The sequence below is a fragment of the Nonomuraea sp. NPDC005501 genome (assembly GCF_040605905.1).
In the GTDB taxonomy this organism is placed as follows: domain Bacteria; phylum Actinomycetota; class Actinomycetes; order Streptosporangiales; family Streptosporangiaceae; genus Nonomuraea.
In genome coordinates this window covers 59846-83767 of the sequence record NZ_JBEXDT010000017.1, presented here as the reverse complement: position 1 = coordinate 83767, position 23922 = coordinate 59846, and the positions used below count along the sequence as shown (strand labels likewise).

The window sequence follows — 23922 nt, the reverse complement described above, 5'->3', positions numbered from 1 at the left end:
GCCGGTCAGCAGGGGTTCATAACCGGTCGCCGCCAGGGTGAGGTCAACCGACCGGACGGGCGCGGTGTTCTCCCACCGCACCGTCCGTCCCTTCCTCCCCTGGAGCCACCCTCATGGCCGCCGCCCCGAACCGCTGGTGGGCACTGCCCGTCGTGCTGGTCGCCGTCTTCATGACGACGCTGGACTTCTTCATCGCCAACGTGGCCGTCCCCTCGATCAGGACCGGGCTGCACGCCGACGGCTCCGAGGCCCAGCTCGTGATCGCCGCCTACGGGCTGGCGTACGCCGCCGGGCTGGTCGTCTCCGGCAGGCTCGGCGACCTGTACGGGCCACGCCGGGTCTTCTCGGCGGGCCTGGCGCTGTTCACGCTCGCCTCGGCCGCGTGCGGGGCCGCGCCGGCCGCCTGGGTCCTGGTGCAGGCCAGGGCCGTACAGGGGGTGGCCGCGGCGCTGCTCGCCCCGCAGGTACTGGCCCTGCTCGGCGGCCTGTACCAGGGGGCGGACCGGGCCAGGGCCTTCGGCTGGTACGGCACGGCGGTGGGGCTGGCGGGCGTCAGCGGGCAGGTGATCGGCGGGCTGCTGATCGCGGCGGACCCGTGGGGGCTGGGCTGGCGGGCCTGCTTCCTGGTCAACGTGCCCCTGGGCCTGGCCGCGCTCGTGGCGACCGCGCGCGTCCTCCCCTCTCCACCCCCTGTCCGACCGGAGGACGGGCCCACGGCCGGCGCCGGGCGGGGGCTGGACGTGGCCGGGGCGGGACTGGTCGCCGCCGGGCTGGTGGCGGTCGTCCTGCCGCTGGCTCAGGGGCGCGAGCACGGCTGGCCGGCGTGGACGTGGCTGTGCCTGGCGGCCTCGGCTCCCCTGCTCTGGGCGTTCGCGCACCGGCAGCGCCGTCTCGCCGCCGCCGGGCGGCAGCCGCTGCTGGACCTCGGCGTGTTCCGGGAGAAGGGGTTCGCGGGCGGGCTGGTGGCGGTGGCGCTGCTGTTCGGCGGCTCGGCGGGGCTGTCGTTCGTGCTGGCGCTGTACCTCCAGGAAGGGCTCGGGCTCGGGCCCGCGGCGGCCGGGGCGGTGTGCACGGCGCTCAACGGCGGGTTCCTGGCCGCCTCCGCGCGGGGGGCGGCCATGGCCGGGCTCCTGGGGGCGCGGCTGCCCGTGGCCGGAGCCGCCATGCTGCTGCTCGGGCTGCTCCTGCTCGACCACGCCGTGGCCGGACACGCCGGCGCCGCCTCCGGGGGCGGGGCGGTGGCGTGGCAGGTCGCCGGAGCGCTGCTCGTGACGGGCGGCGGGATGGGGCTGCTCATGCCGCCGCTGCTCTCCACCGCGCTGGCCCGGGTACGGCCGGCGCTGGCCGGGGCGGCGGCGGGCGTGCTGGGGACCGTACAGGAGACAGGGGGCGTGCTCGGCGGCACGCTCACCGGGACGGTCCTGCTGGGCTCGCTGGAGTCGGGGTGGGGGCCGGCCGCGCGGGCGGGGCTGGCCGTGCCCATCGCGTGCGCCCTCGGCGTGCTCGCCATGACCGCGCTGACCCGCCGGCCCACCCCGGCGGCTCGCGCGGCGTCGCGGCCCACCACCACCGGCGGGGCCGGGTCAAGAACGAACACGACGCCATGACCTGCGCAGACGCCGGTCCAGCCGTGCACGGCGGACGGACCGGAGTAGACTCGGGCTACCGAGGACTTTCTTGTGCGTTGGCAGCGGGCCGGCGTCGCCCACGGCGATAGAACACTTGGGGCCCCGTGCATGAGGGGCTTGGACGGGCAGGCGATCATGCCGCCGGCGCTTCTCACTGCTCACGACCCGCTCAGCGGCGCGGGCGCATCACGCTGCGCATCGGCGTGCACGCCTCTCCTGCGGATCGTCCCACCCGACGCCGCCCGCGGTCGCTAGCCGCCGGCCCGTGGCCTGGGTGGCCGCCTGGCGTCCCACATGTGTTCTCCGTGCTGTGACAGGAGGCTTCCATGCGCATTTTCTCGCCGGCTCGTCCCGGCAGAGCCGGTCCGGTGACCACCATCGTGTACCTGACCGGCGAGATCGACATCTTCACCGGCGAAGCCCTCCGGCGGCGGCTGCTGCGCGCCCTGCCCTGCGAGGGCGGCCGGCTCGTCGTGGACGTGTCCTCGGTGTCGTTCTGCGACGCCTCCGGCTTGGGGGTCCTGGTCGGCATCCAACGCCAGGCCCGGTCGCGGGGAGTCGCGCTCGCCCTGCGGGCGCCGCGCCCGCACATGACCAGGCTGCTCCGCATCACCGGTTTGCACCGCAGCCTCACAGTCGTACCGTAATCGCGCTGACCTGCCGCCCAGCACGTCGAGCAGGGCGGTCAGGTGGGCGCGGGTGAGGTTCAGCGCGTGATCATCCCAGGATGCGCGGCGTCGAACTCGGCGAGCCCTTCAGGGGTGAGCCTCAGGTAGAGGCCGCCGGGAACGTCCACCACCAGAGGCGTGCCCTTGCCATGGAGCACGATGGAGATGTCCAATTCGAGATACGTGTTCTCGTGCTGCTTCTCCAGGAAGTTGCGTTCGATGATGTCGGCGTTCCGCGATCCGGCTTCGTCCGCCGTCTTGGTGCTGCCACCGATGCCGCCGAAGCCCAGATTCCCATCGGTCGATCCGGCGGACGCGCCTCCTCGGACCGCCTGGCCCCGGCCACGCTCCTGGCCGTGCCCGCTTGTGGTCATGGTCTGCGCGTAGACGCGTTGCTTGACCAGCGCGCTGGTGATCTCGTGGGCCCCGTTGACGTCGATCCCCACCTTGCCGATCCCGGGAATCTCGTAGTCATGCGCGAGCAACTGCTGCAGATGGGCGCGCATGGTCCTTTCCTTGGTGACCTCGGCAAGGGACATGCCGGCCGGGCTGGAGAGCTCGAATCCGTTGGGCCGGTCGGCCAGCGAGGGCACCTCCGCCCGGAGCTTCGGCGGTACCGCGGCCATCGGCGCCCATTGCTCCACCAGTGTGGCGGCCGGGAACGCGACCTGGCTGACGTCTCCCTTGGGGACACCCTCCCTCAGGGTGGTGGACATGGTGTTGGGCCCTGCCGTCTCCGCCCATCGCGGGTCCGCGGCGACGACCGGCGTAGGCGCCGCGACCGGGGTGCCCTGCGGCACCTCCGTGGTGAGGTGTCCCGGCACCAACACGCCGAGCCCGCCGTTCGCGACCGCTCTGGACGTCGAGACGACCCCGACATGCCTGTCGAAGAGCCTCCCGGCTCCGTCGTGTCCGGTCACCTCGCCCACCTTGAGCACCATCCTGCGGGCCGCGCTCTGCATGGGTTCCAGGACAGGGCGGACCGGGACGCGCTCAAGCGTGATCTCGTAGGCGACCGGATGCCTGAACTCCTGCGGGGCTTCGCGTGTCTGGTAACGGTTGATCTCTTTCACACCTGTTCCCTGCGCGTCCGCGGTGTGGGAGTCGCGATGGTTCGCGTACCCCGCTTCGCCTCCCCTGAGATCGCCGTCCGAAGACTGCAGGTAGCGCGCGAGCACCTCCGCGCCGTGGTCCGAGCCCACTTCGCGCACCCTCAAGTCGCCACCGAGGCGCTCGCTGCGGAGCATCAGGCCGGTGTCAGGACGCTCACCGACGTGTACTCCGTCACCGAGCTCGGCGGTGACCCGGATACCCACGCGTTCGGTGACTCGGCCGTGTTCATCTGTGACGAACAGCCAGGATGACACTCCGTTTCCGCGAAGCTCCCCCAATTTCGTACCGAGCGCGTCCTGGCCGTAGTGGCCTCGCAGGTGCTCCGCCACTGGGTGGTTCGTGAACTCCTGCTCCGGGAAGAGAAGGCCATCGTCGCGGAGCATCTCGACGATCTTCGGGAGTACGGCATGCGCGTCGAGATGCTGAACGGAGGCGGTGTTCATCGCCGCCTCGGGCGCGGCGTAGGCGCGGGCCGTGTCCCCCGCCTGCTGGGCGGGCTCCACCGCCTCCGGGCCGTCCAGTCCGTGACGGCGTGCCACCTCGTCCGGAAGGACGAGGTCCATGATCTCCTGCACCCGGACGTACGTGGTCGGGCCCCGTTCGACCGTTTCCCCGCTGGTTCTGGTCGGTGTCACCTCCAGAACCAGGTCCGCGCGGTACCAGTGCGAGGTGCTCCCATCTGCGTAAGTAACCCGGGCTACGTCGCTGCCGCCCAGATAGGAGCTTTCCTGCGCCATCCGCTTCGAGGTGCCATGCACACCCGCTCGCGCCACGACCTTTCGCTTGGTTCCGCCGGGCTCCTCGTCTCCTCGCGTGTGACCCGCCGACTCCCCATCGCTGCCGAGGGTGACGCGCAGACCGGTACGGGCGTGCCCGCCCAGGGACTGCCTGCTGCGCTCGCTGTTCGTCATCCTCGAATTACTGTTCGAGTAGCTTTCGAGCTCTACTCCGTTCTCCGACTTGACGTGCTCCAACCCGGCCACGTGCGCCTTCACGTGCACATCGTGCCGCGATCCCCCTCGATCGGAGACGGTGTAGTGCAGGCCGTCAGGGTGAGATGTGATCATGGTTTCCAGCCTGATCACGTCAGTGGCGGTTTCGAACACCGGCGGTACGTCCAGACGCTCCGCAGGCGCCGGCAGTCCCGCCCACCTGGAATATGCCTCCGCCACCGCCCGAGGCAGGTCGGGCATGGCACCCAGACGGACGATGGCGGACAGCTCATCGTCACGAGGACTCCATGCATCACGGGGCGGCTCGGTCGACGACTCGATACGTCCCAGCTGCGCGACGTCCTGCGCGAGCACCGGCGCCTCCGGCAGGTGGGCATACGGTACGAGGAACTCCGCCTTGCTGCCGTGCACCTCCCACGACGCGTTCGTCACCTCTGTGCCGTTTCGCGAGGTCCTCATCCTGACGTCGAAGGAGAGATCCCGTGTGATGGTGAAGCCGCCACTGGTCTCCGTGCGGTCGTACCTCGTGTTACCGGCGGAGAAGCCGACACTCTCCGCCTTCGTGCCGCTCCCGGTGAGAGCCAGGTTCACCGGGTCGACCTTCAACCCGTCGTTCACCTCGGCGCGCGCGACACCACGCACCTCCCCACGGCCTGCGACGGAGGTCTCCCGCTGGCTGGTGTTGGTCTGCGACGTGATCCTGCGCTCGTTCACCGTCATTTCGGTCGAGCCGACCTCGTGCCGCCGGCCGAGAGAGCCCTCGGCCAAGATCTCGACGGTGTAGCCGCCGATCGTCTTCTCGTACCTGATCCCGTGTAGAGCATGCGTCAGGTCGGCTTCCAGGGCCACGCCCCCGAAGCGGCTTTCGATGTCCCGCATGATCTGCCGCCTGATCCCTTGCGGGAGGTCGGGCAGTGCCTCGTCGACAGCCCGGCGGATCTCCGTGGAGAGGAGCGTCTCGGAGTGGACACGGACGCCGCTGCCCAGTCCTGTCCCCCGCCCGGCCGCGAGCGTCTCAGGCTCCAGCACGTGCGGGTCGTAGCCACCGTCCGGATGCTCGCCCCTGGCCGGATCTTCACCATCCGGTTCGCTCCGCACGAGCTCCCTACGTACGTCGTCCACCTCCCGGTGGAGATCGGCGAGTTTCCGCTGGATTGCGTTGAATTCGCCGGGCGGCCGGAGATCGTGCCCGAAGATGTCCTGCTCCATCCGGGGCGCGTCGCGAGCCGGTATGAGCAGCTCGGCCTTCACCCCGACCTCGAACGTGCCCATCTTCTCGGTCTCGACCCGCAGCACCATGTGGGCGTCGTACATGGTGACGTCACGGACCTGGGTCAAGACGGTGTGGTTGCCGTGTGCCCTGTTGGTGCCCGCCACATGGTCCGTTCCGAAGCCGAACCCGCCGATGGCCCGGGCGACGACCTCCGACCCGCTCCCCAGGGGCACACCTATCTTGCCACCCGCATGAACGTTGAGGCTCGCGCCCTGCCGATGTATCGTCCCCTCGCTCTCGCGCCGTCCCATGTCGTCCCGGAACATCGTCTCGATCGGTGGCCGCCCGCTTCCGTCGACAGGCTCGATCCGCGTGATCCGGCTGGTGATCTGGACAGAGTCCTCCGCTGATCGCAGCGGGGAGCTCTTGTACCGGACCGCCTCGGAGGCGGCCCCGCTCGACAGCATCGACTGGCTACGGTTCTTCATTCCCTGTTCGCTGAGCACCGTGGACGTGAGGTGCTCAATGATCTTGACCACCTCACCCGCGGGCACACCCGACGACAGCGCCCGACGCTGCACCTCCAGCACAAGGGGCGTGACGTCCATCCCGGTGACGGAGATTCCGTGATCACGGAACTTGTGCTCAGCTCCGATCGGAACCTCGTGGCGGGGAAGCGGCGGTGGGTGGTCGGCGGGCAGAAGCGGCCCTTCCCGGGTGAACTGCCGAGGGAAAGGGAGGGTCACTGACAGTTCGGGGACTGCCGCGGTGTCTGTGACCATTTCACCATTGCGGTAGATGTCGAGGGAGATGCCCGCGGCGAAGTAGTCGTGCACCGGGGAAACGGCCTTGTGACCGCTGATGACCTCGATGCCATTCGTGTGGGTCGTGCGGAACGTACTGCTGATGCCCGCACGAGGCAGGGCGCTCGCCTCGGCCTCGTCCGGCGAGTGGTACAGCCCTCTCATCAGACCCGCGCTCCGATCCAGGGAGGAGGCCCGCGAGGACTTGCCTTCCACACCATCCCCGCCGAAGGCGACCGGCTTCTCGGGCGCCAGGCTCGGGTGCTCCACGTGCCTGAACTCACTCGGCCTCAGCTTGAGGTAGACGACATCGCCACCGACGCCGAGCGCCACGCCCCTTTGGAGGCGGTCGGTCCATGTTTCGCGGTTGCCGTCGGAAAGCACCTGCGTCAGCCAGTGGCGAATCGCAGCTCGTTCCCGCGGGGTGACACCTTGGACGCCGTCGGACACAGCCTGAGCCGTCGCCCTCGAGTCTCGCGGGACCTTGACGTCGTGTACGGCCGTTTCGCCCAAGGCGCCGATCTCGACGGTACGAGGTGGATGGAGCTCGGGCTTGTCCATCCCGGCCGACGCCTCAAGCCGCTTCCAGGTCGGCGAACCATCAGGCCGCAACCCCGCAGAGGGGTACGCGACAGGCTGCGGCATCTCCGTGTTGGAAGCCAGACGAGGCGCGGGAGATTCGGCCTGTGAGAACAGCGCGTCGGGGCCCTCCTTCTTCCAAGCAGTCGACCTGATGGCCTCCTGGTTGTGTTGCACCGCCGCCAGGATCGTTTCAGCGTTGGGCCCGGGTATGCGCTTGAGGCCGGCGTCCGAGCCGGACGGAGGATGTTCGGACGGAGGATGTTCGGACGGAGAGGTCGGGTGAGGCGAGGGCGAGGCGTCGGCACCATGGGGCAGGGACCCGGCCAGGTGCTGACCGTCCGCCCCAAGCGCACTGGACGTGATGCCCTTCGCCAGCACGTCCCAGCTGAAGTTCCCCTGGGCCAACAAGGTCCCCGCGGTCGTGATCCCGCCGGTCACGGCATACTGCGCGGCCTGCCCGTACAGGGACGAGCTGGCCGCGGCCAGCAGCTTCTCGGCCGTGGACATCTCGGCCCTGGTCAGGCCGGCCCGCAGGGCCTGCGAGGCCAGCCGGTTCAGCCCGCCGGAGAGCAGCCCCATGAGCGCGCCCATGGCACCACCGGTCAGCGCCGAGATCACGAGCTGGGGAACGTCGAATTCGTCTCTGCGGCCCTTCACCATCTGCAGGATCTGGACGCCCATGTCCATGCCGGCCATGATCCCGGCGAACAGCGCCATGTTGCGCAGGCACTGCCTGGCGATCTGCGCGACCGTCATCCGGGCAATCTGTAGACGTGGTGGGATGAGCGCCAGACTCGCCCCGCCACTGGCCAGGGCCGCGCCCAGCAGATACGCCAGTTGCGCGATCAGCAGCCAGACGGTGATCTCGATCATGTATTTGGCGTACTGGATCTGCACTCCCACGCCGTTGAGCGCGACAGCGGCCTCCACGAGTCGTTTGACCACCGTGGCGACCTGACCGCCGACCACCGTGTTGACGTGGGCGGCGAAGGCGAGGTGGGCCTCCCCGTCCCAGTCGGCGCCGATTTTGGCTGCGCTTCCCGGTTGCTCGGCGTCCGTGCCCTCGACGAGCCGGTACGCGGCGCTCACGCACGCGTCGGCCAACCGGAAGCAGCCGGCCTCGTCCCCTTCCGGCCAGTCCATGCCGACCACCCAGCCGATGTACGGCTTGGCGAAGTCGGGTACGAGGAACCCGTCGAAGCCCACGGAAGATCAGCTGCGCTCGACGGAGGGTGGCTCCGTCCCCTCGTAGGTGCGGGCGTTGACGTTCAGCCCTGAGGCGACACCCTGAAGCTCGTCGATGTGCGTCTTCAGGGCGTCGAAGATGCCGCTTTCGATCGCGGGCAGCTTCTTGGCCAGTTCGGCGCCGTACATGTCGTGGCCGAGCGTGTTCCTGTCCCGGTCGAAGGCGGCGCGGAGGTCGGCACGCACCTCCTCCGCGTCGTGCGCGAGCTGGTCGTAGGCCTTGGCCCGTCGGCGCAGCGCCTCGAACCGCACGAAGTAGCCGCTCACGGGGCCGGCTTCACGGGGCTGGGGAAGAACGCGTCGAGCATGTCCCGCTCTCCGAAGACCTCCTGGTACGGCATGCCCTCCGGCATGAGGGGCTTCAAGAGCTGCTTGCTCCGCTCCGAGACCGCGGCGGTGGCCTTGTCGGCCTGCCGCATGATCGCGTCGGCCAGCTGCGAGGGAGACAGGGTGCGATATGCCCGGGGGTTCAGCTCGATGCCGCGTAACTGACCGTGGCGGCCGACAGTCACGCTGACCATCCCGTCCGTGGAACATGCCGTGTGCTCCGTGGCGGAGAGTTCTTCGTATGCCTCGCGAATACGCGCCAACTGCTGATTGATCTCACCAGCGAGCCTTCCGATCTCGCCTTCGAACGCATCCGTCACAGAGGAACCTTTCGTCCGTCTAATGCCGGTTGGCATCTTACGGTGCCTCTTCGCGAAGCTTCAAACGAGCTGTAAGGTTTGCCTGCGGCGCAGGGGAGATCACGTACAGCGACCGGCACCCTGACCCGCTGGTGTGGCGGGGAACGCAGCCCACCGGACCCGGCCGGACACACAAACAAGCCGGGACCCGCACCGGTGAAGGTGCGAGCCCCGGCTCGGGTGTGCCCTGGGTCAGGCGGGAACGATGTTCTCGGCCTGCGGGCCCTTCTGTCCCTGGGTGATGTCGAAGGCCACGCGCTGGCCCTCACGCAGCTCGCGGTAGCCGCCCTGGGAGACGATGTTGGAGTAGTGGGCGAAGACGTCGGCGCCGCCGCCGTCCTGCTCGATGAAGCCGAAGCCCTTTTCCGCGTTGAACCACTTCACGGTTCCGTTAGCCATGTCGATCTCCTTCTGGTTGGCAGGGCCGGTGTCCGCCGTGTGCGGACGCCGCGTCGCCGTAATGAGCCCATCCGGAGATGACCGGCAAACAAAAATACGCCTGAAGGTTACATACCGTCAGGCGCACACGTTCGTATGGGTACCTCAACTGCAACTGAGTTCAGCCTAGCACATCCACGGGCCACGACCCCGGCTGTCGTCACGCCGCGAGTCAGGGCAGCGGGTCGCGTAGGGATCTCGTCAACATTCGCGCAGCTGGCGTATGAAATCCGTCAAGATTCGCAGAACCCGCCAAATGTCGCGCTTAGCTCGTCATGGGGCCGTTCAGTGGGACGGCCGGATATATCCGGAAATGAGGAGCTGGGATGGCGGACGTCGTCTACCTGGCCCTGGTGATCGCGGTCTTCGTGGTCCTGGGCCTGGCCGTCAAGGCGGTGGAGCGGCTGTGAACGCCGTCAACGCCGCGGGGCTGGCGCTCGCCGCCGTCCTGGTGGTGCTCATGGTCGTGGCCCTGCTGTTCCCGGAGCGCTTCTGATGCCCTCGTCCCTGGCCGGGATCGTGTTCATCGCCTCGATCCTGCTCGCCCTGGCGATCTGCTACCGGCCGCTCGGCGACTACATGTACCGGGTCTACACCAGCACCAGGCACTCGCGGGCCGAGCTGGCGTTCTACCGGCTGGCAGGTGTCAAGCCGGACGGCGAGCAGCGCTGGGCCGTCTACGCGCGCAGCGTGCTCGCGTTCTCGGTCGTCTCGATCCTGTTCCTGTACGGCCTGCAACGCCTCCAGAACCACCTGCCGCTGAGCCTCGGCATGAAGCCCGTGGCCCCCGACCTCGCCTGGAACACCGCTGTCAGCTTCGTGACGAACACGAACTGGCAGGCGTACCCGGGCGAGTCCACGATGGGCCACGTCGTGCAGACGGCCGGTCTGGCCGTGCAGAACTTCGTCTCGGCGGCCGTCGGCCTGGCGGTCGCGATCGCGCTGGTGCGCGGCTTCGCCAGGAACAGCAGCGACAGCCTGGGCAACTTCTGGGTGGACCTGGTCCGCGGCACCGTCAGGATCCTGCTGCCCATCGCCTTCGTGGCCGCGCTGGCACTGGTGGCCGGCGGCGCGATCCAGACCTTCGGCGACCATGTCTCCTGGGCCACGCTGACGGGCGGGCAGCAGACGTTCACCCCGGCCGCCGCGGCGTCGCAGGAGGCGATCAAGGACCTGGGCACCAACGGCGGCGGCGTCTTCAACGCCAACTCGGCCCACCCGTTCGAGAACCCGACGGCCTGGACGAACTGGATCCAGATCCTCCTGCTGCTGCTCATCGCCTCCTGCCTGCCGCGCACGTTCGGCCGCATGGTGGGCGACAACAGGCAGGGCTACGCGATCGCGGCGGTGATGGCGACCTTGTTCGCCGTCAGCGTGGCCGTGACCACCTGGGCGGAGCAGAGCGCCGGCGGCACGGTGCCGCAGGCGATCGGCGCCGCCATGGAGGGCAGGGAGGCCCGCTTCGGCGTCCCGGACTCGGCCCTGTTCGCCTCCGCCACCACGCTGACCAGCACCGGCTCGGTGAACTCCTTCCACGACTCCTACACCGCGCTCGGCGGCGGCATGCTGATCTTCAACATGCTGCTCGGGGAGGTGGCGCCCGGCGGCGTCGGGGCCGGCCTGTACGGCATCCTGGTGCTCGCGGTGGTCACCGTCTTCGTGGCCGGGCTCATGGTCGGCCGCACCCCCGAGTACCTGGGCAAGCGCATCGGCGCCCGGGAGATCAAGCTCGCCTCGCTGTACTTCCTGGTGACCCCGGTGCTGGTCCTGACCGGCACGGCCGTGGCCATGGCCACTCCGGTAGGCAGGTCGGCGATGCTCAACACCGGCCCGCACGGCTTCTCGGAGATCCTGTACGCCTACACCTCCGCCTCCAACAACAACGGCTCCGCGTTCGCCGGCGTGAGCGTCGACACGGTCTTCCACAACACGACGCTCGGCCTCTGCATGGCCCTGGGCCGCTTCCTGCCGATCGTGCTGGTGCTGGCGCTGGCCGGCTCGCTGGCCGGGCAGGCGCCGGTCCCCGTCTCGGCCGGGACGCTGCCCACGCACCGGCCGCAGTTCGCCGGCATGCTCGTCGGCGTCACGGTCGTCCTCGTCGCCCTCACCTTCCTGCCCGCGCTGGCACTGGGGCCGCTGGCGGAAGGGATCCAGCGATGACCGCGAACCCCGCCGGCGCCGGACGCGCCCTGGCCGGCCGTCAGCCCGCCAAGGGCGGCGGCCTGTTCGACCCGCGCCAGCTGCTCAGGTCGCTGCCGGACGCGCTGCGCAAGCTCAACCCCGCCACCATGTGGCGCAACCCGGTCATGTTCATCGTGGAGGTCGGCGCCGCCTTCACCACGGTGCTCGCCGTGCTCACGCCGTCGTCGTTCGCCTGGGCCGTGGTCGTGTGGCTGTGGCTGACCGTCGTGTTCGCCAACCTGGCCGAGGCCGTCGCGGAGGGGCGCGGCAAGGCCCAGGCCGCCACGCTCCGCGCCGCCAAGCGCGACACCGTGGCCCGCCGCGTGGCGAGCCCGGACGCGGCCGAGTGGGAGAGCGTCGCCGCGCCCGAGCTGCGGCAGGGCGACCTGGTCGTGGTCGAGGCCGGGGAGGTCGTCCCCGGCGACGGCGACGTGGTCGAGGGCATCGCCAGCGTGGACGAGTCAGCCATCACCGGCGAGTCCGCGCCCGTGATCCGCGAGTCGGGCGGCGACCGGTCGGCGGTCACCGGCGGCACCAAGGTCCTGTCCGACCGCATCATCGTCAAGATCACCCAGAGGCCGGGCGAGAGCTTCGTGGACCGGATGATCGCCCTGGTGGAGGGCGCCAACCGGCAGAAGACGCCCAACGAGATCGCGCTGAACATCCTGCTGGCCGCGCTGACGATCATCTTCCTGGTGGTCACGGTCTCCATGCAGCCGCTGGCCATCTACGCCAAGGCCGTCAACCCCGGCGTCCCCGACTCGATCGCGCTCGACGGCGACGGCGTCACCGGGATCGTGCTGGTGTCGCTGGTGGTCTGCCTCATCCCGACCACCATCGGGGCGCTGCTGTCGGCCATCGGCATCGCCGGCATGGACCGGCTCGTCCAGCGCAACGTGCTCGCCATGAGCGGCCGGGCGGTCGAGGCGGCCGGCGACGTCTCCACGCTGCTGCTGGACAAGACCGGCACGATCACGCTCGGCAACCGGCAGGCGGCGGAGTTCGTCCCGGTGCCCGGGGTGACGGAGCTGGAGCTGGCGCGCGCCGCTCAGCTGTCCAGCCTCGCCGACGAGACCCCCGAGGGCCGTTCGATCGTCGTGTTCGCCAAGCAGGCGTACGGCCTGCGCGAGCGGGCCCCCGGCGAGCTGGCCCGCGCCCACTGGGTGCCGTTCACCGCCCAGACCCGCATGTCGGGCGTGGACCTGGACGGGCACCAGATCCGCAAGGGCGCGGCCACCGCGGTCATGAAGTGGGTGCGCGACCACGGCGGCCACCCCACCGACCAGATCGGCCACCTCGTGGACGGCATCTCCGCGAGCGGCGGCACCCCGCTGGTCGTCGCGGAGCAGGGCCGGGTGCTCGGCGTCGTCCACCTCAAGGACGTGGTCAAGCACGGCATGCGCGATCGGTTCGACGAGATGCGCCGCATGGGCATCCGCACCGTCATGATCACAGGCGACAACCCGCTGACCGCCAGGGCCATCGCCGAGGAGGCCGGGGTGGACGACTTCCTCGCCGAGGCCACGCCCGAGGACAAGCTGGCCCTCATCAGGAAGGAGCAGGCGGGCGGGCGGCTGGTCGCCATGACCGGCGACGGCACCAACGACGCCCCAGCCCTCGCCCAGTCGGACGTCGGAGTGGCCATGAACACCGGCACCTCCGCCGCCAAGGAGGCCGGCAACATGGTCGACCTCGACTCCGACCCGACCAAGCTCATCGAGATCGTGGAGATCGGCAAGCAGCTGCTCATCACCCGGGGCGCGCTGACCACGTTCTCCATCGCCAACGACATAGCCAAGTACTTCGCGATCGTGCCCGCGATGTTCGCCGCCGTCTACCCGGGCCTGGACCTGCTCAACGTCATGCGGCTGGCCAGCCCGCAGTCGGCGGTGCTGTCCGCGGTGATCTTCAACGCGCTCGTCATCGTGGCGCTCATCCCGCTCGCGCTGCGCGGCGTGCGCTACCGGCCGGCCGGCGCGTCCCGGCTGCTCAGCCGCAACCTGGCCGTGTACGGCCTGGGCGGCATCGTGGTGCCGTTCGCCGGCATCAAAATCATCGACCTGCTCGTCCAGCTCCTACCGGGGATGTCATGAACCGCCTGCCAGGCCCGCTCCGCCGCCTCCTCGCGGCGCTGCGCGCGCTGCTCGTCCTGACGCTGGTGACCGGCGTCGTCTATCCGCTCGCGGTCACCGGACTGGCCCGGCTCATGCCGGGCCGGGCGGACGGCTCCCTCGTGCAGCGCGACGGCCGGACCGTGGGCAGCGCCCTGGTCGGCCAGTCCTTCACCGACGCCGCCGGCCACCCGGTCAGGACGTACTTCCAGAGCCGCCCGTCCGCCGCGGGCGACGGCTACGACCCGCTCGCGACCGGCGCGAGCAACCTCGGACCGGAGGACGTCGTGGACGTCCTGCCCGCGCCCGGCGAGAAGGGCAGGACGTCGCTGCTCACGCAGGTGTGCGCCCGCTCCAGGGCGGCCGGTGAGCTGGAGGGCGTCTCCGGGGCGCGGCCGTACTGCACGCCCGACGGCGTGGGGGCCGTGCTGAAGGTGTTCCCGGCCGTCGGCGTCCCGCACCGCGCCGTCAGCGTCAACCAGGTCTGTCCGGCCACGCCGTTCCTCGCCTCGTACCGGGGGGTCAAGGTCGAGTGCGCCAGGCCGGGCGAGGACTACGCGGCCGGCCGCACCGTCCCGGTCCGCGGGAGCGTCCCCCGCGCCGAGGTGCCCGCCGACGCGGTGACGGCCTCCGGCTCCGGGCTCGACCCGCACATCTCGGTGGCGTACGCCGAGGTGCAGGCGCCGCGCGTGGCCAAGGAGCGCGGCCTGCCGCTCCAGCGGGTGGAGGAGCTGATCAGGCGGCACACCACCGGTCGTAGCCTGGGCTTCATGGGCGAGCCGGTCGTGAACGTGCTGGAGCTCAACCTGGCGCTCGACCGGCCGAGGGGGTGAGGAGCGGTGCCACGGGGACGGCTGCGGGTCTACCTGGGCGCGGCTCCCGGCGTCGGCAAGACGTACGCGATGCTCTGCGAGGGCCGCCGCGCGATGGCGCGCGGCCGGGACGTCGTCGTCGGGTACGTCGAGACGCACGGCCGCGCCCGCACCGCCGAGCTGCTGGACGGCATGGAGGTCGTCCCCCGCCGGACCCTGGTCCACCGCGGCGCGGAGTTCACCGAGCTGGACGTCGACGCGGTCGTCGCCCGCCGCCCCCGCGTCGCGCTGGTGGACGAGCTGGCCCACACCAACGTGCCCGGCTCCCGCAACGCCAAGCGGTGGCAGGACGTGGACGAGCTGCTGGACGCCGGCATCGACGTGGTCTCCACGGTCAACATCCAGCACCTGGAGTCGCTCAACGACGTCGTCCGCGACATCACCGGCGTGCCGCAGCGCGAGACCGTACCGGACGAGGTGGTGCGCAGGGCCGACCAGGTCGAGCTGGTGGACATGTCACCCGAGGCGCTGCGCCGCCGGATGGCCCACGGCAACGTCTACGCGCCCGAGAAGGTGGACGCGGCGCTGTCGAACTACTTCCGCGTCGGCAACCTCACCGCGCTGCGGGAGCTGGCGCTGCTGTGGGTCGCCGGGAAGGTGGACGAGCAGCTCGACCGCTACCGCGCCGACCACGGCATCGAGGGCACGTGGGAGGCGCGCGAGCGGGTCGTGGTCGCCCTGACCGGCGGTCCGGAGGGCGACACCCTGGTACGGCGCGCCGCCCGCATCGCCGGCCGTACCAAGGGAGCCGACCTGCTGGCCCTGCACGTGACCACCGGCGACGGGCTGACCGGCGCCGACCCCGCGCACCTGGCCCGGCAGCGGACGCTGGTGGAGAGCATGGGCGGCACCTACCACCAGGTCGTCGGCGACGACGTGCCCCGCGCCCTGCTGGACTTCGCCCGGGGCGTCAACGCCACCCAGCTCGTGCTGGGGGCCTCCCGGCGTGGCCGCTTCGCCCAGCTCCTGTCGCCGGGGGTGGGGGTGACGACCACGGCCCTGTCGGGCCCCATCGACGTCCACATGATCACCCACGAGCGGGCCAGCAAGGGCCGCCGCCCGTCCCGGAGCGGGGCGGCGCTGACGCGGCGGCGCCGGCTGCTCGGCTGGGCGATGACCGCCCTCGGCCTGCCCGTCCTCACGGCCGTCCTGCACGGTCTGCGCGACACGCTGGGGCTGCCGAGCCAGATCCTGCTGTTCCAGATGTGGGTGATCGCGGTGGCGCTCGTCGGCGGGCTGTGGCCGGCGATGGGCGCGGCCGTCGGCGGGTTCCTGCTGCTCAACTACTTCTTCACCAACCCCTACCGGACCCTGCTCGTCTCCGATCCTGAGGCGCTGCTGGCGCTGATGGTGTTCGTCGTGGTCGCCGCCGCGGTCAGCGCGATCGTGGACGTGGCCGCCCGCCGCACGCGGGAGGCGGCCCGCGCCGGCGCCGACGCCGAGCTGCTGTCCACGCTGGCCGGTCACGTGCTGCGCGGCGACTCCGCGCTGCCCTCGCTGCTGGGACGGCTGCGCGAGACGTTCGGACTGTCCTCCGTCACGCTCCTCGAACGAGCCGGCGAGCCCACCCCCGACGACCAGGCACAGCCGGAGGCGTGGCACATCGTCGCCACCTCCGGCGGCCGGCCCGCCACCTGCCCGGGCGTCGCCGACACCGACGTGGCCGTGGACGACAGCCTCGTCCTGGCCGCCCGCGGCCGGCTGCTCGACGCGGCCGACCGCCGGGTGCTGGAGGCGTTCGCCGCCGAGGCCGCCGTCGCGCTGCGCCAGGAACGGCTGCGCGAGCAGGCCGCCCGCGCCGAGCCGCTGGCCGAGGCCGACCGGATGCGCACCGCGCTGCTCGCCGCCGTCAGCCACGACCTGCGCACCCCCCTCGCCTCGGCCAAGGCGGCCGTCGAGAGCCTGCGCGGCACCGAGATCGACTGGTCGCCCGAGGACCGCGCGGAGCTGCTGGCCACCGCCGACGAGTCGCTGACCACGCTGGACCGGCTCGTCGCGAACCTGCTCGACATGAGCCGCCTGCAGGCCGGCGCGCTCGGGCTGTCCCTCCAGCCGGTGGCGCTGGACGAGGTCGTGCCGCTGGCCGTCGACGAGCTCGGGCCGCTCGCCCGCCGCGTCGAGGACACCATCTCCTTCGAGCTGCCCGAGGTCCTCACCGACCCGGCGCTGCTGGAGCGGATCCTCGTCAACCTCGTCTCCAACGCCGTCCGCTACAGCCCGCCCGCGGAGAAGGTCCTCGTCACCGCCAGCAGCCACGGCGAGCAGGTGCAGATCCGCGTCGTCGACCGCGGCCCCGGCGTGCCGCGCGACGCGCACGACCGCATGTTCCTGCCGTTCCAGCGGCTCGGCGACCGCGACAACCACACCGGTCCCGGCCTGGGCCTGGCCCTGTCCCGTGGCCTGGCCGAGGCCATGGGCGGCACGCTGGTCCCCGACGAGACGCCCGGCGGCGGCCTGACCATGGTCCTCACCCTGCCCGCGTGCCTGCCCCCGCCCCCTACGAAGGTGCCATGACCCGTATCCTCATCGTGGACGACGAGCCGCAGATCCTCCGGGCGCTGCGGATCAACCTCGCCGCCCGCCACTACGAGGTCGCCGTCGCCGCCGACGGCGCCTCGGCGCTGCGCCAGGCCGCCGACTGGCGCCCCGACCTGGTGATCCTCGACCTGGGCCTGCCGGATCTCGACGGCGTGGACGTCATCCACGGCCTGCGCGGGTGGACCTCGCTGCCGATCCTCGTGCTGTCGGGACGGGCGGGCAGCGCCGACAAGGTGGAGGCCCTGGACGCGGGGGCCGACGACTACGTCACCAAGCCCTTCGCCGTGGACGAGCTGCTCGCCCGCATCCGCGCCGCCACCCGCCGGGCCGGCGGCCACGAGCCGGAGGCCACCTCGGTCGCTGTCGGCGACCACGTCGTGGACCTGGTGGCCAAGCGGGTCTCCGGCGGGGTGCGGCTGACGCCGACCGAGTGGCGCATGGTGGAGCTGCTGGTGCGCAACCCCGACCGGCTGATCAGCCAGCGCCAGATGCTGGCCGAGGTGTGGGGTGGCGCCCACGTCAAGGAGACGCACTACCTGCGCCAGTACATGGCCCAGCTGCGCAAGAAGCTCGAACGCGACCCGGCCCGCCCCGTCCACCTGCTGACCGAGCCGGGCATGGGCTACCGCTTCAAGCCCTGATCCGCATGTTTGCTGCCTCTCTGGGTAAGATTGCCGCTGGTGTGCCGGGAAGTCTGGTCGGCTTGTTCTACAGCCGACCCTTCCCAGGAGTTCTCCTTGACCCGCAGGCCGCCGTCGTCCTCCCGTGTCCTGCGCCTGTTCGGCCGCGGCTCACGGGCCGAGTCCCGCCGCATCGCCGACGTCCTGCGCACCGAGACCATCGGCGGCGCGCTCCTGCTCGCCGGCGCCCTGCTCGGCCTGGTGTGGGCCAACTCACCGTGGGGTGGAGCCTACGAGGCGCTGCGGTCGTTCCGGATCGGGCCCGCCGCCCTTCACCTGGACCTCAGCCTGGCCGCCTGGGCGGCCGACGGCCTGCTGGCGATCTTCTTCTTCGTGGCCGGCCTGGAGCTCAAGCGCGAGTTCACGGCCGGTGACCTGCGCGACCCGCGGCGCGCGGCGGTCCCCGTCGCCGCCGCCATGGGCGGCGTGCTCGTCCCCGCCGTGGCGTACCTGGTCACGACCTCCGTCGCCGGCGCCGCCGACGCCGCGCGGGGATGGGCGATCCCGACCGCCACCGACATCGCCTTCGCGCTGGCGGTGCTCGCGGTGATCGGCCGGCACCTGCCGGCCGCGCTGCGCACGTTCCTGCTCACCCTGGCCGTGGTGGACGACCTGCTCGCCATCGTGATCATCGCGGTCTTCTACACCGAACGGCTCGCGCCGCTCCCGCTGCTCGGCGCCGCCGTGCCGCTGGCCGTCTTCGCCCTCCTCGTACGGCGGGACGTGCGCGCCTGGTGGCTGCTGCTGCCGCTGGCGGCGCTCACCTGGGCCCTGGTGCACGCCTCCGGCGTTCACGCCACGGTGGCCGGAGTGCTGCTCGCCTTCACCGTTCCCACCTCTTCCTCCGGCCGCCGGGCCGGGGCGACCGCCCCGGCGGAGCACTTCGAGCACCGGTTCAGGCCGTTGTCGGCGGGGGTGGCCGTGCCGGTGTTCGCGTTCCTGTCGGCGGGGGTGGCGATCGGCGGGCCGGACGGGCTGGTCCGGACGATGGCCGACCCGGTCGCCCTCGGCGTCGCCGCCGGACTGATCGTCGGCAAGCCGCTGGGCGTCATGGCCGCCACCTGGCTGGTGTCCCGGTTCACGCACGCCGAGCTGGACGAGAGCCTGGCCTGGGTGGACGTGCTGGGGCTGGCGCTGCTGGCCGGCATCGGGTTCACCGTGTCGCTGCTCATCGGCGAGCTGGCCTTCGGCGCAGGCAGCCAGGGCGACGCCCACGTCAAGATCGCCGTGCTCGCCGGCTCGCTGACGGCGGCGCTCCTGGCGGCGGTGGTGCTGCGCCTGCGCGACAACGTCTACCGCCGCATCGAGCGGGAGCAGGCGCCTTCCGGCCCGTCCTAGGCGCGGCTGCTGCGGCGCGGCAGGAGTGGCGGTGAACTTCAGCGTCTGTCTTCGAACCCGGCCGGGAGCTTGCAGTCGGTCACTTACATGTGCGGGCCGAGGAAGCAGCCGCCGGAGGCGTCGATGACCTGCCCGGTGACCCAGCGGCCCGCGTCAGAGGCCAGGAAGCCCACCACGTCGGCGATGTCCTCGGGCCGGCCGACCCGGGGGATCGCGTTGCTGCTCGCGACCATCTTCTGGGCCTGGGGGTTCCCGCGCATCCACGGGTTGGCGTCGGTCTCGGTGGGGCCCGGGGTGACGGTGTTCACGGTGATGCCGCGGGCCCCCACCGCGTTGGCCAGGGTGCGGCCGAAGACATTCACGGCGGCCTTGCTCATCGCGTACGCCAGTTCCGGCAGCGCGATCCGGGTCGCCGCCGAGGACACGTTGACGATGCGGCCGCCGTCGTTCATCAGGGGAAGCGCTCGCTGGGCGATGAACAACGGTGCCTTGGTGTTGACGGCGAACAGCCGGTCGAACTCCGCGGGGCTGATCGACTCGATCGACCCCGGGGCGCCGGTGGCGGCGTTGTTGACCACGATGTCCAGCCGCACCCGCCCGGTCCGTTCGCGCAGCCCGGCTTCCAGCCCGGCGAACAGTGTGTCCACGTCGGCGGGAACGCCCAGCTCCGCCCGGACGGCGAAGGCGTTTCCGCCAGTGTTCTCAATCAAGGAGACGGTCTCCTGGGCGGCCGCCTCATTGGACCCGTAATGCACGACCACCAGCGCGCCGTCGGCTGCCAGCCGCTGCGCGATGGCCCGGCCGATGCCCCGCGAGGCCCCGGTCACCAGCGCCGTCTTACCCCTGAGAGTCATTGCTTCCTGCCCTTCCGTTACGCCTGTCCCGTGCTCTACGTCGTGAAATCTGGCCAAGCGCGCTGACACCACAGTGACAACCCGCTGACAAGTTCGAGCACGTGCGCACAATGTCCCGGACCAGAACGGCGGCGACTGCGCCTCGATCGCGCGTGGGATTCCATCAGGATGGGGGCCTTGAATGTCGAAAGACGTCGATCCCACCCCGTTGGCTGGAACCGGCGTCTGCCGGGCGGCAGCCTGTCACCCATGATCACTCGTGACATCGACCGGATCGACCACTCCGTCCTCTACACCACCGACATGGACGCCACCGCGGCGGCCTACGAGGCGCTGGGCTTCACGCTCAGCCCGCTGTCCATGCACATGGGCTCCGACCGCCCCGGCGGCGAGCGCAGGCCGATGGGTGCCGGCAACCGGTGCGCCCTGTTCGGCCGCACCTACCTGGAACTGCTCGGCCTGTACGGGGACGGCTCGGTCGACCCCTGGAACATCCGCCCGCTCATCGCCCAGTACGAGGGCCTGCACGGCTACTCCTTCGGCTGCACCGACATCGAAACCGCCGAAAAGCGCCTGCGCACGGCCGGCCTGTCCTCCTCCGGAGTGCTGCCGCTGCAGCGGGACGTGGACACCCTCGACGGTGTGGAGAGCGCCCGCTTCCAGGCGGTCCACCTCGACCGGGCGCTCACACCCGAAGGGCTGATCCACGCCGCGTACCACCTGACCCCTGAACTGATCCACCAGCCGCGCTACCTGGAGCACGCCAACGGCGCCACCGGCCTGTACAGCGTGCTGCTCGTGGTCGACGACGCCGACCTGGAGCCCACCGTCGCCCGCTACGCCCTCATCCTGGCCACCGAACCGACGATCGAGGGACCGGTGCACGTGCTGCCACTGCCGCTGGGCAGGGTGGAGGTCGTCGCGGTGTCCGCCTTCCGCGCGATGATGCCCGGCGAGCCGGTGCCCGCACTGCCGTACATGGCCGGGCAAGCCGTGTCCGTACGTGACGTGCAGGCGGCCCGCGATCTGGTGGAGGGCAACGGGTTCACCACGGGCGACATACCTGGCGGGTTCTTCGTCGGCGCCGCCCAGGCTCGTGGCGCCGCACTGGCCTTCCTGGAGGTGTGACCGGTGACCGGCCTGATCCACGCACCCGCCGGGGCGCTGCGTGGCGTCCCCGCGAACGGCGCGGTCACCACCTTCCTCGGCATCCCCTACGCTCGCGCCGAGCGGTTCGCCGCGCCGCAGCCGACGCGGTGGAACGGCGTGCTGGATGCCGTCCAACCGGGTCTGGCAGCCCCGCAGCCGCGCACGTCGCGGCTCGAGCGTGCCCTCGGCCCTGGCAGCGATCTCCGCCAGGGTGAGGACTGCCTGTCACTCAATGTGTGGACACCGGGCGGCAGCGGGTTGCCGGTCCTGGTGTGGCTGCACGGTGGCGGCTTCCTGACCGGTTCCGGTGCCCAATCCTGGTACGACGGCGCGCTGCTGGCCGAACGTGGCCGGATGGTGGTCGTCACCGTCAACTACCGGCTGGGCGCCTTGGGCTACCTGTATCTGACGCCGCAGTTCCCCCCGGCCAACCTCGGCCTGCTCGACCAGATCGCCGCCCTGCGCTGGGTGAGGGAGAACATCTCGGCCTTCGGCGGTGACCCGGCTCGCATCACCCTGGCCGGCCAGTCCGCCGGAGCGATGTCCGCGCTGGCGCTGCCCGGCCGTGACCTGTTCGGGCAAGTCATTCTGCAGAGCACACCGGCCGGCGTACAGCCGTACGGCATCGGCGAGGCCGCCGAGATCGGCCAAACGTTCCTGGACATCCTCGAACTGCGCCCCGGCGACGCCGAACGGCTGCGCACCGTACCACTCGCCGACCTGCTCGGCGCCCAGGAGCAGGTCGCCCGCCGCATCGCGCAGTCCGGCAGGGTGACGCCGCCCTTCCAGCTGGTCGCCGCCGACGGCGTGCCGGCCGACCTGACCACCGGCCCCCGGGAGGAGGTGCCCATGCTGATGGGCACCACCCGGGACGAGGCCCGGGCCTTCTTCCCCCAAGCTGAGGCCGAACTCACCGCGCGACTGTTCCGTGACGGCAACCTGCGCCTGGCCGGCCGAGCCCGCTCGGCCCACCTCTACCAGTTCGACTGGTCACCGCCGGGCAGCCCGTTCGGCGCCTGTCACTGCATCGAACTGCCGTTCGTCTTCGGCAATCTGCCCGCCTGGCATGCCTCCCCGATGCTGGCCGGCGCCGAACCTGCGCAGCTTGAGCGACTCGTGGCGTACGTGCAGGGCGCCTGGACGGCCTTCGTCCGCGACGGCTCGCCCGGCTGGCCCGCCTTCCCTCACGTCGAGCACATCACGCTGGCCTGACCACGGTGACCGCCCCGGTCCTGGACAAGCTCGATCGCGCCATCGTCCACGCCCTGCACGTGGACGGCCGCGCGCCCTTCGGCCGTATCGCGTCGGTGCTGGGGGTGTCCGACCAGACAGTGACACGCCGCTACCAAAGGCTTCGCTCCGCAGGGCTGCTGCAGGTCATCGGTCAGGTCCAGGCGCTACGGCTGGGCTGGGCGGAGTGGTTCGTCCGGATCCAGGTCGTGCCCGACGCGGCTGTGCCCATCGCCGAAGCGCTGGCCCGCCGAGCGGACACCTCCTGGGTCAGCCTCACCTCCGGCGGCACCCAGATCGTCTGCGTGGTGCGGGCACGCAGCTTCCGCGAGCGCGATGCGCTGCTGCTGGGCCAGTTGCCCCGCACACCGCGGGTGGTCGGAGTGACGGCGCACTGCCTGCTGCGGGTCTTCGCCGGCGGCCCCACCGGCTGGCACGGCAGAGCCGACTCGCTCACGTGCGAGCAGATCGCCGCGCTGGCCCCGCAGCACGCACCAGGGACTCAGCGGGAGCGGGTCGTCCTGGACGAAGGCGATGATCACCTGCTGGCGGTCCTGGCTCGGGACGGCCGCGCTGGATACCCGGAGCTGGCCCGGGCCACCGGCTGGTCTCCGGCGACGGCCAAGCGCAGGCTGGACCACCTGCGCGACTCCGGCGTGCTGTTCTTCGACGTGGACATCGACCCCCTGCTCCTGGGCTTCGAGATGGTCGCGATCCTCTGGCTGACCGTCGAACCCTCCGCCCTGCGCCGCACGGCCCAGGCGGTGGCCACGCATCCCGAGGTCGCCTTCGCCGCCGCCACCACCGGCCCGACCAACCTGCTGATGTTCGTCGCCTGCCGCGACGCCGGCGCGCTCTACGACTACCTCGAGGGCGGCATCGGCAGCCTGCCAGGAGTGCGGCACATCGAAAGCGCCCCGGTCATCCGAGACAGCAAACGAGCAGGCACAGCCAGAACAGCGGCCAGAACCGGCCATGGGTTGATCTTGCAGACACGCCCTAGGAGAGCGAGCCTCGTTCGCAGCCCGCGCCCTTCTTGACGGCCGCCACACGTGCTCGGACGAGCTCGTGCCGCGGGCGCTTCCACCATGTCGCTCGCCATGGTCCCGCATCCCTCAGCTGGACACCACGAAAGCGCTCACGTCGCGAAAGTCCGCAGACCCCGCCGGCATCCTGGACAACCAGCTCGGCAGCCGCTCGGCCAGGAAGGGCTTCACGTCGCGGCCCTGACACCCCCTGTGGAGTCGTTCGTGGTGCCGGCCGGGGCGCGGTCGAGGCGGCCGGTCCAGACGCGGCCGAGCTGGAGCATGCTGCCGCCGAACATCAGCACGCCGATCGGCACGTGCAGGACCTTGGCGTGCGCCATGCCGAGCGCCGCCTGCACGAGCGTCAACACCAGCATCCCCACCGCCGGCATGATGACGGCGAGCCGTCGCGTCATGATGGCCGCCACCAGGTGCAGCAGCACCGTGACGACGACCCCGACCGCGGACGCGCCGTGCAGCTCGCGCCCACCGGGTGAGGACAGCAGCAGGCCGGCCGTGACCGCCTGGACGAGGAGCGCGAGGGTCTGCAGCAGCATCGCGACACGTAGGAACACGGGGTCTCCTCCGGGGAGTGCGGGAGTGTGGGCGGCGTGC

Annotated in this window: 18 protein-coding genes; 12 read left to right on the top strand and 6 right to left on the bottom strand. The window is 71.1% G+C overall.

Annotated elements, in window-relative coordinates; translation table 11 throughout:
• Positions 1 to 113 precede the first annotated feature (113 nt).
• Positions 114 to 1607: an MFS transporter gene (locus ABZS51_RS12245; protein ID WP_355439084.1), complete on the top strand. Its 1494-nt coding sequence runs from the start codon at positions 114 to 116 to the stop codon at positions 1605 to 1607.
• Between the two features lie 347 nt (positions 1608 to 1954).
• Entirely contained in the window at positions 1955 to 2275 is a 321-nt protein-coding gene (locus tag ABZS51_RS12240) for an STAS domain-containing protein (protein WP_355439081.1), read from the top strand.
• 59 nt (positions 2276 to 2334) lie between these two features.
• Here ABZS51_RS12240 and ABZS51_RS12235 read toward each other — a convergent pair whose 3' ends face one another.
• From ABZS51_RS12235 to ABZS51_RS12220, 4 genes are all read right to left on the bottom strand, one after another.
• A complete protein-coding gene (locus ABZS51_RS12235; RefSeq protein ID WP_355439078.1) occupies positions 2335 to 8166 on the bottom strand; it encodes a hypothetical protein in 5832 nt (1943 codons plus the stop codon).
• A 6-nt stretch (positions 8167 to 8172) separates the two neighbouring features.
• Positions 8173 to 8472: a hypothetical protein gene (locus tag ABZS51_RS12230; RefSeq protein WP_355439076.1), complete on the bottom strand. Its 300-nt coding sequence runs from the start codon at positions 8470 to 8472 to the stop codon at positions 8173 to 8175.
• On the bottom strand, positions 8469 to 8852 hold the full coding sequence (locus ABZS51_RS12225) for a YbaB/EbfC family nucleoid-associated protein (protein WP_355439073.1): 384 nt from the start codon (positions 8850 to 8852) through the stop codon (positions 8469 to 8471). The genes ABZS51_RS12230 and ABZS51_RS12225 overlap by 4 nt, the downstream gene beginning before the upstream one ends.
• 231 nt (positions 8853 to 9083) lie before the next feature.
• Positions 9084 to 9290, bottom strand: a complete 207-nt coding sequence (locus tag ABZS51_RS12220) for a cold-shock protein (RefSeq protein WP_310711358.1) — start codon at positions 9288 to 9290, stop codon at positions 9084 to 9086.
• Positions 9291 to 9735: 445 nt separating this feature from the next.
• On the opposite strand from ABZS51_RS12220, the gene ABZS51_RS12215 reads away from it, so the two are divergent.
• The 7 genes from ABZS51_RS12215 (at position 9736) to nhaA (ending at position 19049) form a co-directional block, all read left to right on the top strand.
• Positions 9736 to 9825, top strand: coding sequence for a K(+)-transporting ATPase subunit F (locus ABZS51_RS12215; protein WP_310711357.1), 90 nt, complete (start codon positions 9736 to 9738; stop codon positions 9823 to 9825).
• On the top strand, positions 9825 to 11489 hold the full coding sequence (kdpA, locus tag ABZS51_RS12210; RefSeq protein WP_355439068.1) for a potassium-transporting ATPase subunit KdpA: 1665 nt from the start codon (positions 9825 to 9827) through the stop codon (positions 11487 to 11489). The genes ABZS51_RS12215 and kdpA overlap by 1 nt, the downstream gene beginning before the upstream one ends.
• Positions 11486 to 13603, top strand: coding sequence for a potassium-transporting ATPase subunit KdpB (gene kdpB / locus ABZS51_RS12205; protein ID WP_355439065.1), 2118 nt, complete (start codon positions 11486 to 11488; stop codon positions 13601 to 13603). The genes kdpA and kdpB overlap by 4 nt, the downstream gene beginning before the upstream one ends.
• Complete coding sequence (locus ABZS51_RS12200) at positions 13600 to 14454, top strand: potassium-transporting ATPase subunit C (protein ID WP_355439062.1); 855 nt, start codon at positions 13600 to 13602, stop codon at positions 14452 to 14454. Before kdpB ends, ABZS51_RS12200 begins: the two co-directional genes overlap by 4 nt.
• A 6-nt stretch (positions 14455 to 14460) precedes the next feature.
• On the top strand, positions 14461 to 17007 hold the full coding sequence (locus tag ABZS51_RS12195) for a sensor histidine kinase KdpD (protein ID WP_355439059.1): 2547 nt from the start codon (positions 14461 to 14463) through the stop codon (positions 17005 to 17007).
• Positions 17004 to 17672, top strand: a complete 669-nt coding sequence (locus ABZS51_RS12190) for a response regulator (protein WP_355439056.1) — start codon at positions 17004 to 17006, stop codon at positions 17670 to 17672. Before ABZS51_RS12195 ends, ABZS51_RS12190 begins: the two co-directional genes overlap by 4 nt.
• A gap of 135 nt (positions 17673 to 17807) precedes the next feature.
• On the top strand, positions 17808 to 19049 hold the full coding sequence (nhaA, locus tag ABZS51_RS12185) for a Na+/H+ antiporter NhaA (RefSeq protein ID WP_355439145.1): 1242 nt from the start codon (positions 17808 to 17810) through the stop codon (positions 19047 to 19049).
• A gap of 83 nt (positions 19050 to 19132) precedes the next feature.
• On the opposite strand, the gene ABZS51_RS12180 is transcribed toward nhaA, so the two are convergent.
• Positions 19133 to 19903, bottom strand: a complete 771-nt coding sequence (locus ABZS51_RS12180) for an SDR family oxidoreductase (RefSeq protein WP_355439053.1) — start codon at positions 19901 to 19903, stop codon at positions 19133 to 19135.
• A 249-nt stretch (positions 19904 to 20152) separates the two neighbouring features.
• Between ABZS51_RS12180 and ABZS51_RS12175 the strand changes: the two genes are divergently transcribed.
• The 3 genes from ABZS51_RS12175 to ABZS51_RS12165 are packed head-to-tail and all read left to right on the top strand — an operon-like array spanning position 20153 to position 23322.
• Entirely contained in the window at positions 20153 to 21031 is an 879-nt protein-coding gene (locus ABZS51_RS12175; RefSeq protein WP_355439050.1) for a VOC family protein, read from the top strand.
• Positions 21032 to 21034: 3 nt separating this feature from the next.
• Positions 21035 to 22264, top strand: a complete 1230-nt coding sequence (locus ABZS51_RS12170) for a carboxylesterase family protein (RefSeq protein WP_355439047.1) — start codon at positions 21035 to 21037, stop codon at positions 22262 to 22264.
• Between the two features lie 5 nt (positions 22265 to 22269).
• Positions 22270 to 23322, top strand: coding sequence for an Lrp/AsnC family transcriptional regulator (locus ABZS51_RS12165; RefSeq protein WP_355439044.1), 1053 nt, complete (start codon positions 22270 to 22272; stop codon positions 23320 to 23322).
• Between the two features lie 173 nt (positions 23323 to 23495).
• Here the strand turns inward: ABZS51_RS12165 and ABZS51_RS12160 are convergent, their stop codons facing one another.
• On the bottom strand, positions 23496 to 23882 hold the full coding sequence (locus tag ABZS51_RS12160) for a hypothetical protein (protein ID WP_355439041.1): 387 nt from the start codon (positions 23880 to 23882) through the stop codon (positions 23496 to 23498).
• Positions 23883 to 23922 lie beyond the last annotated feature (40 nt).